This is a genomic window from Paenimyroides ceti (assembly GCF_030409925.1).
This window is the reverse complement of sequence record NZ_JAUFQU010000033.1, coordinates 1-16252: the sequence shown is the minus strand read 5'-3', so window position 1 is coordinate 16252 and position 16252 is coordinate 1. Positions and strand designations below refer to the sequence as shown.

Genomic DNA, 16252 nt, shown 5'->3' with positions numbered 1-16252 from the left:
CTGATCGGTCCGTTTTCCGGCAGTTCTGTGGGTAAAACAGGCACCGGATTTACCGTTGGCGGTACGGGATGGTACCGTAAAAATTTTACCCTGGACAGATCTTCCAGTAATAAAATCGCCTACCTGCAGTTTGACGGGGTCTATATGGATGCCGATGTATGGGTAAACGGAAAGCATGTCGGCAATCATCCCAACGGATATACCTCTTTTTGGTATGACATTTCAGCTTATTTAAATCCGGCAGGGCAACCCAATATGGTCGCTATAAGGGTTAGCAACGAAGGATTCACTGCCCGCTGGTATTCGGTTCGGGTATTTACAGGCATACCTGGCTTACCCTTGCCGATCCGGTCCATATAGCACCCAAAAGTGTATTTGTAAACCCTTCGGTGGTAGACGGGGGAAGGCGGTTGTCGACATAACGGCCACCCTGCTCAACAGGGGCAAGGAAAATAAGGAAGTCGATTGTTCGGTGACGATACTTGACAGTTCGGGACAGAAAGTCGGATATTCACGCACGAACCTTCAGGTGTCCACAGGCCATCCGGCCGCTCTCCGCCAATCCATAGAAATTGAACGCCCGCAATTATGGTCACCCGACCGGCCTTATCGCTATACGGCCCTTATTGCCATCAATGCCGAGGATGAAAATGAAGACCGTATCGAGCAGGCGTTCGGGATCCGTACCATCCAGATCGATGCGCAAAGTGGTTTTAGGATCAACGGAAAGAAGATAAAGCTCAAAGGCGGATCCATCCACCACGACAATGGTCTGTTGGGAGCTGTTGCACTGGACCGGGCCGAAGAACGTAAGATCGAGCTTCTTAAGGCAAACGGCTACAATGCCATCCGTCTAAGCCACAATCCCTCTTCCCCTTACCTGCTGGAAGTGTGCGACAGGCTGGGCATGCTGGTTATTGATGAACTCTACGATGTCTGGGAGCGTGAAAAGTTCATGCCACAGGGCTATCACCTGTTTTTTAGGGACCACTGGGAAAAAGATGTTGAGGAATGGATCTCAACGAACCGCAACCACCCCTCCGTCGTCATGTGGAGTATAGGTAATGAGATCATGGAAGCTGCAGATACCTCGGGATTCCGTATCGCCCAAAACCTTGCGGCCAAGGTACGCTCCCTGGACCCCTCAAGGCCGGTGACCGAAGGCATGAACGACATGAAAGGGATATTCAGCGGCAAAGACCACTGGGATGAGCAGGCGGGGCATATGGGACTGCTGGACGTGGTAGGATATAATTATAAAAGCCATAAGTATGAATCCGACCACAAAAAATACCCGCAACGAGTGATGTACGGGAGTGAATCCTACCCATTGAAAGCTTATCAGTACTGGGAGAAATCCGACCGGCTACCCTACGTGATAGGGGACTTCGTCTGGACGGCGATGGATTATCTAGGGGAGGCCAATGCCGGGAATACCAAATACGTATCTATCAATGCGCCGAAGGAAAAAAGTATTACCGATATGGTAAACGAAGGTGTTCCGATGGATGTCATCGCTAGCTTTGCGGCCGCCCCCGTAAAGTTGCCTGCGGTATTTGTCTCGGGAAGCGGCGATCTGGATATCACCGGTGAGAAAAAACCGCCAATGTACTACAGGGATGTCCTGTGGGACAATAGTCCTGTCGAAATGCTTGTACATGCTCCCATTGCGGATGGTATGCTGGAACAGACCACCGACTGGGGATGGCCGGATGAATGGCCGAGCTGGACGTGGCAGGGCAGCGAAGGAAAAAAACTTCAGGTCAGGGTCTTTACAAAGGGCGACCGCGTGAAGCTGGAGCTGAACGGCAAGCTCATTGGGGAAAGTCCTGTATCAGACAGATCAGAGTTCATTGCTGCATTTCAGGTCCCTTATCAGGCCGGAGAGCTCAAGGCAACCGCCTATTCAAAAGGTAAGGAAATAGGAAGCAGAACGCTCAGGTCGGCGGGACGGCCTGTAGCCGTCAGGCTGACAGCTGACAGGAGCGAGATCAGGCCGGACCGGAATGATCTCTCATTTATAAAGGTTGAGGTAGTGGATCAGAATGGGCTTTTGGTGCCTACAGATGGCATCAAGTTCAAATTTTCATTGAGCGGTGAAGGTGAACTGGCTGCAACGGGCAACGGCAATCCGGTGGACATGGAAAGTGTGAACAGCACTACCGTTGCAAGCTGGAAAGGACGGGCCCAGGCGATCATACGTCCCAATGGAAAGAAAGGATTGGTCACATTAAAAGCTTCAGCAGACAATATCAGCGAGGGACGCATACAGATATTGATCAAAGAGTAACAGTTATGCCCATCTGTCTAGTGTCCTGCAGATGGACATTAAATAAAAACAAATAACCTAAACTAAAGATATGGGTAAGCCCCGCAGACCTACGGTCTATTCAAACATCATATTGGGACTTGTGGGAATAATATGTATTACACTGATCCTATACTATGGACAAAATATATTGATCCCCCTGCTCATGGCACTTCTATTCTCGATTTTATTGCAGCCCGTTGCCATCTTTTTTAAAAACAGGTTAAAGTTTCCCAACCTGCTTTCCATCGGAATGACAGTTGCACTTTTTGTACTGGCCGGGATCGGTCTGTTTTATTTTATTTATCTGCAGGTAACCGATATGGTTAACGACATCGATGCGATAAAACGCAATCTGATGGTTCACTACAGCAACATACAGGATAAACTAAGTGTTTACCTGAACGTCAGTAGGGCTCGGCAGGACGAGATTGTGGCGCACACGGCAACGGACCTGGCGGAAAGCGGAAAACAGATTTTAGGTAACGTACTGAGCTCTTTTACCGATTCTCTTATGAATTTTTTTCTCGTACCGGTTTATGTATTCCTGTTCCTGTTATACAGGGTTCATCTGGTGAAATTTTTATCCAAACTTTTTAGGTCCCGGGAGCAGCAAAGACTAAAAGAAATCTTATCGATGATAAAGCGCTCGGTTCAGGGCTACATTTGGGGCCTTCTGCTGGAAATGATCGGCGTATCGGCTCTTTCGGCCATTGGCTTTGCTATCATAGGACTTGAATACGCGCTGATGCTCGGCCTTATAACAGGCCTCCTTAACCTGATACCCTATGTGGGGGTCATGATCGCACTGGTGATAAGCATCCTGGTCGCATTGACAGGCAATGTGGAACTGTCTATTATTTTATATGTTACAGCCGTTAACCTGATTGTCCAGCTTATCGATAACAACATACTCAGTCCCATGATAGTCAATTCAAAGGTTCAGATCAATGCGATAGTGTCCATTGTTGGCATTATTATCGGAGGTACGCTGGCAGGGATTTCGGGGATGTTTCTGGCTATACCCCTCATAGCGATCATGAAAGTGGTTTTTGACCGTATAGAAAGGTTGGAACCCTGGGGATATCTCATCGGGGATGAGCTGCCGGAAAATTTTGAATGGGAAGAAAGGATGGGAAATCAGGTCCCCGGTTCCGACATACTACAACCGCACACAGACAGTACCTCATCAGATGACGTTTCATCATTAGTGAAAGACAATTCCAAGTGACAACTTTTGAGTTAGAACGTGTTGGGTTAAGTTTCACAAATCTTCGTTTAATACAATTTACGTTTGCTGTCTTTTAACTTTTTTGTGGATTTGGTATAATAATAAATAGGGTTGGTATAAAACCAAAAAAAGGTATTCCCAAAATTTATTCATTTGCTTAAAGTTATGTGCAAATGAATTCAACAGACTTCCTATCCTGGGTTGAAAAAATGGAAATATCATCTTCCGACGGAGAAATTCAGGAAGATAAGTTGATGCAGGTGGTAGATGTACACCGTTTTGTCGAATGTTACGAAAAGTCCCTGAGTATTGTTGAGTGCCTGCAATACAAAATCAACATTCTACTGGATGAGACTGGCCATAGGATAGGCCTTCTTTTCTATGGTCCCCCAATATTACATGGATCATTTTCCGACGGGTTGGCAGCAGACACCCCTTCACTCAGGACATTCAGCGCAGAGCAGCATCTGGATAAACTCTGGTTGGTATTTATTGAAGAAAGAGGCGCTGATTTGCCGTCGGTACACGCCCTTATTAAAGAACATGGTCTTTCTTCATTATACGAGGAGATTTTTCATTTTAACTTTTTTGAAAGACAGATAACAAACTTAAATAGATATGTATAAATATCCAAGAACAAGCCTTTTAACAGTATTCCTATGTTGGTCCGCTCTATCCCAAGCGCAAACGCAGAAAGACAGTATTCCGCAAAAGGTCGTGCAGTATGCAACAGATAAATTCCCTTCTACACGTGCACTTAACATTGAGTACAATTATCAGGCACCTTATGAATATTCATCCAAATTGAGGGGTAGTAAATTGCCGGATAACAAGGTTAAAGGTGTAAACCAGCTAAGGGTAAATGCCAATACAACACTGTTCACAAAAAACAGCTGGATTTTCGGGACAACGGTCAACTACCGATACAGTTCGTTTTCTTCTGGAAGTACCAATCCCTTTTCGGGCGCACAGGACAATGACAATGATTATCATTATTATTCTGTCGGTCTGAATGTAGCCAGAGTCTCAAAACTTTTTGGAAAACCTTTTATTTATTCCGGAACTATTTTAGGGGAAGGAAGTGAAAAGCATTTTGAACGGGTGAAGGGAATTGCCACTGGAACATTGGTATTAAAAGCAAATGCCCAGACCAAGTTGACCGTGGGGTTGGTAGCCATGATCGACCCGACCGCACTCATACCGGTGCTTCCTTCATTTTCTTATGAACATAAATTCAAAAACGGATGGATGGCCGATATTATCCTACCGCAGAGGATCTATATGCGAAAAGGAGTGCTTAAAAACGGACGGTTTTCCATCGGAAGTGAGCTGGATGGGACCACTTTTTATCTTTATGATCTCTATGGGACTTCGAAACGATACCAATACCAGCAGATGGAAATCAACTCGGGCGTGATGTATGAACACAACTTTGGAGCATCGTTCATAGGCACGATAAAATCAGGTATAAAAAGCATCCCAACGGGCAGGGTTTTTGAAAAGAACGAGAATTTTAACAACTATGTCCTGGATATCAGGCCGCAGTCTTCTTTTTATTTAAACCTCGGGGTGTCATTCAATCCGTTTGGAATGAAAAATAAGTAATTATACTAAAACCTTGAAAATGGGGCTATTATATCTTACCAAGGACAAGCGTTTATACTCCGTTATTCTCATCGGCATTTATGCGGCAGGAATGGTCCTTTTTGTTTTCGTAAAAACTGCAGGGATGAATGAATTCGTACACCTTGACGAAGAAACTAGGAAAGCGGTCTGGCCAATGTCGGTTTATACGGGGATTTTTATCGCTATTGGATTCGCCTATCTGGATTTCACGATTTTCCCGCGATTACAACGTTTTGCGTTTGGTAAGTTTATACTCTATAAATACACCTTCATCTCATTGGTGATTGTTATTGTATCCATATCCGTTTTTTTAGTTTTTACGCTGTTTATAGTGCAAAACCGTAATGTTGATGAGCTTATGGGTCAACTCGCCGTTTATTTGACATCGGGTTCATTTCTATCCCTTTTTGTCTATAGTATGGGCTTTAGCATTTTTATGAATATGGCCAAAACTGTTGCAGATTATTTGGGACCAAAAGCAATTACGGGTGCTTTGTTTGGAAAATATCACAGACCAGTGGAAGAAGACCTTACGTTTATTTTTATTGATATGTCTTCTTCTACTCAGATAGCTGAACAGATCGGTCATCTTAAGTATAGTCATTTTGTACAGAAGTGTTTTCAGATACTTGCAGAGAGTATGGTCAGCTATGATGCGCAAGTCTATCAGTTTGTAGGTGATGAAGCTGTTCTTTTCTGGAACTCGGAAAAGGCAAAAAAATCATTGGCACCTATATACCTTTTCTATGATTTTCTGGACAGATTGAAAAAGAATGAAACAGATTTCCAAGAGGAATTTGGCATGTTGCCGTCATTTAAGGCATCAATACATACCGGGACCGTCACCGCCACAGAAATCCATACGGTAAAAAAAGATATCGTATATCATGGTGATATACTCAACACATGTGCACGCATCCTAAATCATTGCGACAAGGTCGGTAAGAATCTTTTAGTATCAGTAAATGTGGCAGAATGGATAACGGGTAACAATACATTTTATGCGGAAATGATCGACAGTATTTTTCTGAAGGGGAAAAATGAAAAAACGGAAATTTATTATGTAGAAATGTTAGATAAAACCTTCAATAGCAGATAACTTATGTTATTTACAATACATTAAATATATGAACCAGAGTAACGATATCAATCTTCTATATAAATTTACAGATAATACATATGATAGTAGTTTTTAAAACAAACATATCGAATAAGGATACTGCGAGAGGGGTAATTGAAACTTTACACGAAAAGTATTCGAACTTTATTTTCACCATTGACGTAGAAGACTGTGATAATGTTCTGAGGGTCGAAGGGAGTTTCTTTAAACGAACAGATATTATAGCGATTGTTCAGGGACTAGGTTTCGACTGTGAGGAATTGCTGCACTGATTTTTATTCCGAATATTCAGACCTAGTAATTTCTTGGATTTTGATATTCCCTCATTTCACTTCAGAAAAGATCTCTAGCATAAGCTTCATCAGTCTAAAGCACGATCTAATATTTTTTGTTATCCTTCAAATTCAGTGAGAAACATATAACTACAATAAGTGAATTTCGTAAAGGGGCTTCTTCATTCGGTTAATTATTAACTATTTTATAGTTATATGGCTTTTCATAAAAACGAGAACATAATGTTTTATTACTTATTGAAATGCTATGGAGGCCCAAAAAACATACTGCTTAACAAGGGCACTGCTCAAAAATGAATGTAGGATTACAATACAAGGAATCTCCAATCATCCATCGTGGATATGCCGCCAAGGTAATACAAAAACCATTTCGGGGAAGAATTCTTCCTCGAGACAGCCAACATTAATGATGGTCTTATGAATTTAGCAATTTCCTAAAAAGGGTAAGGCGACAGTATAAATTTAATTTTTTGTACTTTTGTAAAAGATTTACAAGGAAATTGGGAGAAAATGAATGCAATTAGTACCATTACCAAATCATTACCTCCGACAATAACAGGGTTTATAAACTATTCTATATGAGCTACTTTAGCTCTTTATAATTTTTTTTTGAAAAAATAATTGCAATTTTACTTTGTTAAAGGTTATTTAATTTAAAATATAAAAAAATGGAAAAAAGACTGAATATTCTTGAACTACAGCCTCAGGCGTATAAAGCGATGTACGGATTGGAAAACTATTTACAAACGACCCGTTTATCACCCATACACAAAGAATTGATAAAAATACGTGCTTCACAAATCAACGGCTGCGCTTTCTGTATTGATATGCATACAAAAGATGCCATGAAAAATGGGGAAACGGCACAGCGTATTTTTCTGTTAAATGCATGGAAAGAGACTGCATTATTTACAGAAGAAGAGAAAATAGTGTTGGGTATTACAGAGGAAATAACTCTGATTCATCAACATGGAGTATCCCAAAAAATGTATGACAAAGCGATCAGTATTTTTGATAAAGAATATGTAGCACAAATCATAATGGCTGCTGTAACGATAAATGCCTGGAATCGAATTGCGATAAGCACGCAATTGGAGGTGCCTAAAGAATAGTTTTTCTTTTCTAAAAAAGAGCAGGATATATTTCTCCATAAAGACTTTTTTGTCAATTGACAGAAAAGTCTTATTTTTATTGACCTTTGTTTCAATAGCTTGCCTGTACTATCTTTGAGGTATGCATTAGAATAATTGTTTACCCATCATAAATTTTTCATTGAACCGCTGTATGAAACCACTACAAGATACCCATATCCGGGCTTATACTGAAGAAGACAAAGAAAACATACTCCATCTTTTAAAATTAAACACACCGAAATATTTTGCTGCTGAAGAAGAAGCTGATTTACAGCATTATTTAGCACATGAAATTGAACTGTATTATGTAGTTGTTTCTGATGGAATGATAGTTGGGTGCGGAGGGATTAATTTCGTAGAAAATAAAACCATCGGCAAATTGAGCTGGGATATTTTACATCCTGATTATCAGGGAAAATCGTTTGGATCACTGTTGACAAAATATCGGATTGAAGTATTGAAGAAAATAGAAAGTGTGCAAAAAATTACAGTACGTACTTCACAGCTTGCTTATCGGTTTTATGAAAAACAAGGCTTTGAACTTGCCGATGTAGTGAAAAATTATTGGGCAGACGGATTCGACTTATATGCAATGGTTTACAAAGAAACGATTTCAGCATAACAGAAATTAATGGAGAACAATAACTACAACAACTGGTATATTATCACCGGAGGTCCCGGTGTCGGAAAAACAACTCTTTTAGAAGAGCTAAAGAAAGAAGGATATAAGGTAATACCTGAAGATGCCCGTGCTATCATTCAACAGCAACTTGCAACAGACGGAAACGGACTTCCGTGGAAAGACAAACACCTGTATGCCGATCTTATGTTAGAAGCGTCTCTAAATACCTATAGAAAAGTAGCCTTAGCAAAAGCCGATGAGATTCTTTTTTTTGACAGAGGCATTCCGGACACTGTATGCTATAGAAATATGGAAGGACTTGAAATAACTAAGGAAATTGATGAGTTGGTTGTGAATCATGCCTATCATCCAAAAGTATTTATTTTACCCCCGTGGAAAGAAATATATACAACGGATACAGAGAGAAAACAAACCTGGAAAGAAGCGGAAGCCACCTTTGATAAGATGAAGGAAACCTATATAAGGTATGGCTATGAAATCGTTATCGTTCCAAAAGGTAGCGTCAGTGAGCGAAAAAAGTTTATACTTTCACAGATACAGTCTCAGAAAAAATAATAAAAGTGAATAAATAAAAGCCCGGATATAATCCGGGCTTTTAGTATGGGTAAATCAGGTTGCTCTATCGTAATCCCGATATATAGTTCATCAATTCTTTTTTGCCTTTATCGAAATCAAAAGATTCGTAAACAATATAAAAATTGGTAACGTCAGTACATCTCGGATACAGAATTTTTGCGGCTTGCAATCGTTGTTCATCAAAACTGAAGACATCCAATAGTGTTTTGATTTGTTTGGAGGTAAAATAATTCAGCGTACTTTGCTGATTGATAAACGCTACTTTATCTTTATCAAAACTGGCTGTTTTATCCATTGTGCGCAAAAAATTATCAAAGGTACGGCTGTCCATTACCTTAGAAGCATAATTATTGCCTGACTCCCAATTTCCGTGTCCGTTTCCGTTGGCATACGGATTATTCCATACATCATCCCATTCATTAAAACCATACATCTGTCCGCGTACCGGATACGAATCCAACAGGTATAATCCATAATTGGTAAAGAAATCAAGTACCACACGGTTATCATTTCTTACGTTGAGCTGGGTACGGTATATAAGATATCCATTTTCATAAATAGAAATAGGCATTCTTCCGGAACTCAGATCAAAAAAACGGAATTTTCCGGAATCATTGGTAATTGACTGATTCCCGATCTCAACAGTGAAATAGCCATATTCAGGAATTCTTAAAAAAACTTCGGAATAACCATAATTCTGATTCCAGTTGTATCGTTGATTATTTCTTTCAGTTCCTGTATTTCGGGACGGATTTCTGTAACCGGAAGTGGTATTGGTATTTTTATCGTTTCCTTTCTGGTCTCTGGAATTTGTTTTTTGAAAAGAATCGGTTCTCTGAACCTGCATTTCTCTGCTGTTCGCTTCATTTTTTAGAAGTTCTCCCGTTTTTCCAGCTTCCTGAGCAAACGATATGATGCCGGTAAAAATGGCTGCGATAGTAAGTAGTTTTTTCACAATTATTAAATTTTAGATATAAATCGCCTATTTCACGAATCGTGCCAAAACTACTCTTTTTTTGAAAAATAGCAGAGTCCCTAAAAATATATTTTTAGAACATTAGTGCCTACTACTATTTTTATAATGAAGAGAAGCAAAAAAAAGCTGCTCATCTGAGCAGCTTTACATTAAAAAAGTATTTTATAACTTTTATTGTTTTTGAAATAGCTTCTTGGTTTTGATAATATCCGCTACTCCTTCAGGCAGAAAAACTTCCCAATCAGATTCGTTGTGCTGAATCATACGCAATACATTTCTCGAAAATATTTTCAGATTTTTTTCTTCATAGGTATCAATATCAATAATCTGTTTATTATCAAGAAAATATTGATAGATAGGTTGCAGATGGGCTTCGTTTAGCATCAGATTTTTTGAAGTAACGACTTCATTATCCTCATTAAACATAGGGTACAGATACACCTGAAGGTCACGGTTAAAAAGTTTACCGAGTGCTTCAAAAACACCTCCGCTTAGGTTGTTATAGTATTTAGAATCAAATATATCGATAAGATTACTTACACCGATTGTTAAACCTATTTTTTCTTTAGAATATTGAGAGCAGTATTCAACTACTTTATAATATTCTTTAAAATTAGAAATCATCACCGTTTGTCCCAAATGACAAAGCAATTCGGCACGGTCTAAAAAATCCTGTTCATTGAGATCGCCTTCTGTCAAAAGATTGTTGAGTGTGATCTCAAATATAATGCTGGTATCTTCTTTGGCAACCTGATTGTGTTTTACAAAAATATCCAATGATTTTTTGTACATATTCATGTTTACAATCGTTACAGGGCGAAAGCTTCCTCTCAGTAATAAGATATTCTTTCTGAAAAGCGTATTGGCTGGCAAAATGTTTTTTCCATGCGGACCAAACATAACGGCTTCAGCCATTCCGTTTTTAACAAGATAAAGGCTCATAAGCCGGTTATCAACATTCTTGAAAATTGGTCCTGAGAAGTTTATAGTATCAATATCGAGCTGATCTTTATCTAGGTGATCATACAATTGGCTGATCAGTTTTTTAGGATCGTTGTTTTGATAAAACGCTCCGTAAATAAGGTTAACTCCTAAAACACCTAATGTTTGTTGTTGCAGGCGTGAATCGGTTTCCTTGAATTGGATGTGGAGAATAATTTCATTATAATCTCCGTCAGGTTCTGTTTGAAAGCGGATGCCGACCCACCCGTGTCCTTTAAATTTTTTTGCAAAATCAATAGTTGCCACTGTATTGGCATAACTAAAATAAATACGTTGCGGATGTTCTTCACGGGTTAATCGTTCTTCCATAAGAAGACATTCGTGTTCCAGCATCTTTTTCAAACGGCTTTCGGTCACATATCTGCCGTCATTTTCTACTGAATATATAGCATCACTAAATTGTTTATCATAAGCAGACATTGCTTTGGCAATGGTTCTTGAAGATCCTCCGGCTCTGAAAAAATGTCGGACGGTTTCCTGTCCGGCTCCGATTTCAGAAAATGTACCGTAAATATTTTTGTTCAGATTTAAACGAAGTGCTTTGTCAGAGATGGCAGGTTTGTGTTCAATAATTCGGTCTCCTTCTAAAACTAAATCATTTTCAAATGCTTTCATATAAAAAATTAAGTAATGTATAATATGCCTTAAATATATGGATTTTGAAGGGATAAAATAGTATTTTTGTAAAAAAAACATTGAGAATATATTTTCTGGGCACAGGTACTTCACAGGGTGTTCCGGTGATTCTGAGTAAAGATCCGGTGTGTTTAAGCACAAATCCGAAAGACAAAAGACTGCGGACTTCTTTGTTTGTAGAATGGGATGAAACCATTATTCAGATCGATTGCGGACCCGATTTCAGACAGCAGATGCTGACGTCTGAATGCCCTCATATTGATGCGATAGTCTTTACCCATGAACATTCAGATCATATTGCCGGATTAGATGATATCAGACCTTTCTGTTTTCAAAAAGGAGGTGCAATGCCCATCTATGCTCAAAAAAGGGTTCTTCAAAGTCTTGAGCGCAGATTTGATTATGTATTTCAGAAAGAAAACCGCTATCCCGGAGCTCCCGCAGTTCATGCAAATGAAATCGACGAAAACAGTACTTTTTTTATCAATTCAAAAAAGATAGAACCGATATTGGTCATGCATGGTGACCTGCCTATTCTGGGGTACCGTATGGATCGTTTTGCGTATCTGACGGATGTAAAAACACTTACACAAGAAAGTTTGAATAAATTAAAGGATTTAGACGTTTTGGTTATCAATGCATTACGCATAGAAGAGCACCCTACACACAATAATTTACAGACCGCGCTGGACTATATACGGCGTATAAATCCAAAGGAAGCCTATATAACCCATATAAGCTATCAGTTAGGTTTTCATGAAATAATTGAAAAACAACTTCCAAAAAACGTATATTTGGCATACGATAACTTACAACTACATCTATAAAATGAAAAATGTTTTTTTATACTTATTTGTATTCTCATTGCTCATCAATGTATTTTTATATGTAAACGATTCCAAGATATTAAAATCTCAGGAAACGGAGCTTGCACAGACAAAAACAAAAACGACTCAGCTAAAAGATTCTTTAAAATTGTACAAAAATATGTATGATGAAGCGAGTTATTTCTCTATTGATGAAAATGAAAATGCCCAAAAAACCTTTAAGGAATATAAATATGATGAAGCCATGCAGAAAGTATTGCATGATCTTACCATACTGAATACTCAGGAAGGCGGAAATCCTTTATTACCGGTTGCTTCTGACGGAAGTAAAACAATTGTGCACAAAGCTTCGGTTCTTAATCATAAATGGATTATTTTAGATTATTATAATGATACTTATACGGGTGAAATGCTTGTGGAATACACTTTTGATCCTAATAAGTTTACGGAATTTAAAACCATATCAAATACTGTTTACTAATGAAAAAAATAGGCTACCTGTCACTTGTGATACTTTCAATGGTATCCTGTGATAAAATTTTCAAGCAAAATGACGTAACTGAAAAAGCGGATGATCAGATCAATGAATTGATGGGGGGGGAGAAAGATGAACACGGATGTATAGTTTCTGCAGGTTATACGTGGAGTGAGGTTACCCAGAATTGTATTCGTGTTTTTGAAGAAGGATATCGTCTGAATCCGATTAATGATTTGCAGGAAGATGAAAATTCTTCTGTTATCAGTGCTTTTGTTGTTTTTGATAAAGAGAAAACCAAAGCGGAAATATTTCTGCCTCAAAATGATTCAGGAATCGTTTTAGAAAAAAAAGAAGAGGATATATATGCTAATGAGCAATATAAATTAGATGCTAAAAAATACACCCTGGCGGTAGATGACGTTATCAGGTTTGAAGCGCCAAAAGGCGGATTAAAAAATATTGATCCGGCAGATGATCAGGAAGAAGAATATTTGAATTTACAATAAAGTTATATTTAAAAGAAAATACCCCTTACATCAAAATGTAAGGGTATTTTTTTATTGTTCAAGAAACTTTCTGAAATCATAAAAATTCTGAGGCGCAACTCCATGTCCCACAGGATATTCATGATACGTATTCTTTACTCCTAAGGTATCTAATATTTCAGGATTTTTTCTGGCCCATTCTACAGGTATTACCTGGTCAGCCGAACCATGTGAAATAAAGAAGTTAAGATGACTGAAATCATTATCTTTATAACCTTCTTTTAAAATATTTTCATTAAAATAACCGCTTAATGCCACTACTTTGTGTACCTTTTCAGGATAGGATAGGGCTACGGCATAACTTAAAATCGCTCCCTGACTGAATCCGATCAGCGTAACCGCATTTTTATCAATAGGATATTTATCTAAAAGTTCATCGATAAAAGAAACGATAAGATCTCTGGAAGCAGCAGCCTGATCATCGTCTGAAAACTTATTCATATCCTGATCAAAGGTTATGGCATACCACGCATTTCCGTAAGGAGGCAGTGTATAAGGAGCTCTTGCCGATACGATGTAGTAATGATCGGGCAATTCACTTGCAAAAGAGAACAGATCTTCTTCATTACTTCCATAACCATGAAGTAAAAGCAACAGCGGATTTTTTTCCAAAATAGTTTTTGGCTCGCGTATCAGATAGTGTAAAGAAGGGTTCATTAATTATCTTTTTTTGAAAACCATTTTTGGAAATAAGGACCAATAAACGGTAAAAGTTTGTATTCGTTGGAAACCGCACCTATAAAGCTGTAAATCCAAAGGATGAATATGAATAAATAAAAAGCATAGGATGCGGAAGGATAGGGAATAAATCCAATCAAAGCGCCTATAAGAAAAAACAGGCATAAAATGCCTACACTTTGTCTGATATAAAATGATCCGAAAGCATCCTTATCATCCAGATTGATAAAATACGCGATAATAGGACCTAAGAAGGTTATATGAGCAATAATAGCAGCCAGTTTTCCGTCTTTTGTTATTTCGTTTCGCATTATTTCAAATTTAAAATGCCATTATTAATAATTCCGTATACCTTTCCTTTCATTTTCTGATTCAGAAATGCAGAATTTTTAGATTTTGAATATATATTTTCTTTTGTGAAAATACTTTCTCCATGTGGAGTAAACAGCGTAATACATGCCGGTTTGTTGATTTCAAACAAATCTTCCGGTGTGTTTAGAAATATTTTTTTAGCTGCTGTAAGTTTTTCTATTACAACATCTAAAGGTAAAACAGTAAGAAGGGTTCCAAAAGCAGATTCCAATCCGATTGTACCGTCCTTAGCCAGGTCAAATTCCATTTTTTTGTGTTCAATGTCCAATGGCTGGTGATCAGAAGTAATATTATTTGTAACTGTATTTCCTAAAAAGCTCCACCTAAATAAGGCGTACCTCCTGCAGTAACATTATAATTCTCTGCTGCTACATTAACATTAACTGAATGGTCGTCAATTGCCGAAGTTAGTTGTTTACTATCTGAATCTAAAGTTGCTCCTTGCACGACTGTATAGCTTACTTTTCCCGCTGAATCCATACTCAAATTCAATTGCCCTTGAACTGACTTCTGCAACTCCGCAAAAGCAGCGGCAGACTCAGAACCAATAATAATGACATCATTTGGTCCCATCCCATCAGGGTCAATAAACCTCATTGGGTTATTAAAACCGTAGTTATAAGGAGACCATCTTCTCATCTGTTCCGCCAACGGATCAATGTTCATCCATCTTCCTAATGCAGGATCATAATTTCTCGCACCAAAATCATACATATTCAGGTCTTTTTCGGGTTGAAATTCTTTTCCTCCAAAGGTGTATTTATATCCTGTATTTCCTGTAATAGTGCTGTAATTCTGGTGTTCTAATCTAAAGGTATAATGTTGTTATAACTTTAACTTATTGAACAATAGAAAAATAAAATTGATGTAAGGTAAGTTTACCCATTTACCTCTTTTACAAGTTTTTTTTTCCATAATAATTTATTTTCTAATTCAAATAATCTAAAAATCAATATTCCGTTTTACTTTTGATATGTCCTAACAATAATGTCACTAGAAATATTATTATTCCTAATAAAGAGCCTATTAAAATTATTATTAACCACCAATAAGGCAATACCCATAATAGAAAATATTTAATAGAGCTTAATACATCCTTATACCAAACTCCCTCATAATATTGTTCAATGTAAACATCATCTTGTAAACCAGAAATGTAAGAAAATGTTAAAATAATAATAACACCAATTAACCAACAAATTATAATCTTTTTATGTCTTCTCATTTTTTATTTTTTTTATGTGGATCAGCATTTTCAAAACGTGCATTCCATTCTTCTATACTGTAAATTTTATCACTCCCATCATTTTTATAAATCCCTTCAAAATTACCGTCTTTATCTATTTTTATAAGAACATTAAACTCGCTAATTTGTCTTTCATTTTTACCAAATAAACTTGTGAAAGGAGATCCTTCATAGAATCCAATACCAAGAAAAACACTTTGTCCACTTGGATCACTTATAAAGGCTTCAGTACTAGGGAAGTTATCACCTACTAAACTCCCTATAACTTGTAAAAAGCCTTTTTCTTTATTTTCATTTATATAAAAATTTGATTCTACATCTATATTCGGAGCTCCAGGTGTTAATGGATTTGCACCGGCATAAGAAGTCTTAAAACTATAATTCTTATCAGACCATCTTTGAATATACCAAAACCAGTAGTAAAACCACCAGAAGGTTCTGCTGTTCTTCTAAAACCTGGTGCTGAACTATGCCAAGTAGGTGAACTCCAATTAGAAAGTGATATATTTGACTTATCAGTATCAAAATTAATCCTTTGGTGAACTCTTGCTGAAGCACTTGC

21 protein-coding genes are annotated in these 16252 nt (G+C 38.0%); 12 read left to right on the top strand and 9 right to left on the bottom strand.

Annotated features, from left to right (window positions below):
- The 3 genes from QW060_RS20550 to QW060_RS20540 form a co-directional block, all read left to right on the top strand.
- On the top strand, window positions 1–360 hold a 360-nt coding region (locus QW060_RS20550; RefSeq protein WP_397386115.1), incomplete at its 5' end, for a sugar-binding domain-containing protein.
- A complete protein-coding gene (locus tag QW060_RS20545; protein ID WP_317623220.1) occupies window positions 290–2290 on the top strand; it encodes a glycoside hydrolase family 2 TIM barrel-domain containing protein in 2001 nt (666 codons plus the stop codon). The genes QW060_RS20550 and QW060_RS20545, both read left to right, overlap by 71 nt.
- 70 nt (window positions 2291–2360) lie before the next feature.
- The gene (locus QW060_RS20540) at window positions 2361–3539 is read left to right on the top strand and encodes an AI-2E family transporter (RefSeq protein WP_317623219.1); all 1179 of its coding nucleotides are present in this window, start codon (window positions 2361–2363) and stop codon (window positions 3537–3539) included.
- Window positions 3540–3596: 57 nt separating this feature from the next.
- Here QW060_RS20540 and QW060_RS20535 read toward each other — a convergent pair whose 3' ends face one another.
- Window positions 3597–3761 carry a hypothetical protein gene (locus QW060_RS20535; RefSeq protein ID WP_290362774.1) on the bottom strand — a complete coding sequence of 55 codons (165 nt, stop codon included), beginning with the start codon at window positions 3759–3761 and terminating at the stop codon, window positions 3597–3599.
- A 197-nt stretch (window positions 3762–3958) separates the two neighbouring features.
- Here QW060_RS20535 and QW060_RS20530 point away from each other — a divergent pair, with 197 nt between their 5' ends.
- The 6 genes from QW060_RS20530 (at window position 3959) to QW060_RS20505 (ending at window position 8909) form a co-directional block, all read left to right on the top strand.
- Window positions 3959–4165 (top strand): hypothetical protein, encoded by a 207-nt coding sequence (locus QW060_RS20530; RefSeq protein ID WP_290362775.1) that lies wholly within the window; start codon window positions 3959–3961, stop codon window positions 4163–4165.
- Window positions 4158–5144: a hypothetical protein gene (locus QW060_RS20525; RefSeq protein WP_290362776.1), complete on the top strand. Its 987-nt coding sequence runs from the start codon at window positions 4158–4160 to the stop codon at window positions 5142–5144. Before QW060_RS20530 ends, QW060_RS20525 begins: the two co-directional genes overlap by 8 nt.
- Before the next feature lie 19 nt (window positions 5145–5163).
- Complete coding sequence (locus tag QW060_RS20520) at window positions 5164–6264, top strand: adenylate/guanylate cyclase domain-containing protein (RefSeq protein ID WP_290362777.1); 1101 nt, start codon at window positions 5164–5166, stop codon at window positions 6262–6264.
- 982 nt (window positions 6265–7246) lie between these two features.
- Window positions 7247–7690: a carboxymuconolactone decarboxylase family protein gene (locus tag QW060_RS20515; protein ID WP_290362778.1), complete on the top strand. Its 444-nt coding sequence runs from the start codon at window positions 7247–7249 to the stop codon at window positions 7688–7690.
- 172 nt (window positions 7691–7862) lie between these two features.
- Entirely contained in the window at window positions 7863–8333 is a 471-nt protein-coding gene (locus tag QW060_RS20510) for a GNAT family N-acetyltransferase (protein WP_290362779.1), read from the top strand.
- A gap of 9 nt (window positions 8334–8342) precedes the next feature.
- Complete coding sequence (locus QW060_RS20505) at window positions 8343–8909, top strand: AAA family ATPase (RefSeq protein ID WP_290362780.1); 567 nt, start codon at window positions 8343–8345, stop codon at window positions 8907–8909.
- Between the two features lie 64 nt (window positions 8910–8973).
- Here the strand turns inward: QW060_RS20505 and QW060_RS20500 are convergent, their stop codons facing one another.
- Together QW060_RS20500 and QW060_RS20495 are read right to left on the bottom strand one after the other, a co-directional pair.
- Window positions 8974–9885 (bottom strand): DUF4476 domain-containing protein, encoded by a 912-nt coding sequence (locus QW060_RS20500; RefSeq protein ID WP_290362781.1) that lies wholly within the window; start codon window positions 9883–9885, stop codon window positions 8974–8976.
- A 192-nt stretch (window positions 9886–10077) separates the two neighbouring features.
- Window positions 10078–11523, bottom strand: a complete 1446-nt coding sequence (locus tag QW060_RS20495; RefSeq protein WP_290362782.1) for a TonB-dependent receptor — start codon at window positions 11521–11523, stop codon at window positions 10078–10080.
- A gap of 80 nt (window positions 11524–11603) precedes the next feature.
- Between QW060_RS20495 and QW060_RS20490 the strand changes: the two genes are divergently transcribed.
- From QW060_RS20490 to QW060_RS20480, 3 genes are read left to right on the top strand one after another with little or no spacing between them, the layout of a single operon-like run.
- Window positions 11604–12371: an MBL fold metallo-hydrolase gene (locus tag QW060_RS20490; protein ID WP_290362783.1), complete on the top strand. Its 768-nt coding sequence runs from the start codon at window positions 11604–11606 to the stop codon at window positions 12369–12371.
- A 1-nt stretch (window position 12372) separates the two neighbouring features.
- Complete coding sequence (locus tag QW060_RS20485) at window positions 12373–12852, top strand: hypothetical protein (protein WP_290362784.1); 480 nt, start codon at window positions 12373–12375, stop codon at window positions 12850–12852.
- Window positions 12852–13355: a hypothetical protein gene (locus QW060_RS20480; protein WP_290362785.1), complete on the top strand. Its 504-nt coding sequence runs from the start codon at window positions 12852–12854 to the stop codon at window positions 13353–13355. The genes QW060_RS20485 and QW060_RS20480 overlap by 1 nt, the downstream gene beginning before the upstream one ends.
- Window positions 13356–13406: 51 nt before the next feature.
- Here QW060_RS20480 and QW060_RS20475 read toward each other — a convergent pair whose 3' ends face one another.
- From QW060_RS20475 to QW060_RS20450, 6 genes are all read right to left on the bottom strand, one after another.
- A complete protein-coding gene (locus tag QW060_RS20475; protein WP_290362786.1) occupies window positions 13407–14051 on the bottom strand; it encodes an alpha/beta hydrolase in 645 nt (214 codons plus the stop codon).
- A complete protein-coding gene (locus QW060_RS20470; protein WP_290362787.1) occupies window positions 14051–14383 on the bottom strand; it encodes a hypothetical protein in 333 nt (110 codons plus the stop codon). The genes QW060_RS20475 and QW060_RS20470 overlap by 1 nt, the downstream gene beginning before the upstream one ends.
- Window positions 14383–14691 carry an amidohydrolase family protein gene (locus QW060_RS20465; protein ID WP_317623218.1) on the bottom strand — a complete coding sequence of 103 codons (309 nt, stop codon included), beginning with the start codon at window positions 14689–14691 and terminating at the stop codon, window positions 14383–14385. The genes QW060_RS20470 and QW060_RS20465 overlap by 1 nt, the downstream gene beginning before the upstream one ends.
- Before the next feature lie 62 nt (window positions 14692–14753).
- Window positions 14754–15227, bottom strand: a complete 474-nt coding sequence (locus QW060_RS20460; protein ID WP_290365053.1) for an RHS repeat domain-containing protein — start codon at window positions 15225–15227, stop codon at window positions 14754–14756.
- Window positions 15228–15393: 166 nt separating this feature from the next.
- The gene (locus QW060_RS20455; protein ID WP_290364509.1) at window positions 15394–15669 is read right to left on the bottom strand and encodes a hypothetical protein; all 276 of its coding nucleotides are present in this window, start codon (window positions 15667–15669) and stop codon (window positions 15394–15396) included.
- A 361-nt stretch (window positions 15670–16030) separates the two neighbouring features.
- Window positions 16031–16252: hypothetical protein (locus QW060_RS20450; protein WP_290365052.1), on the bottom strand; the 222-nt coding region annotated here is incomplete at its 5' end.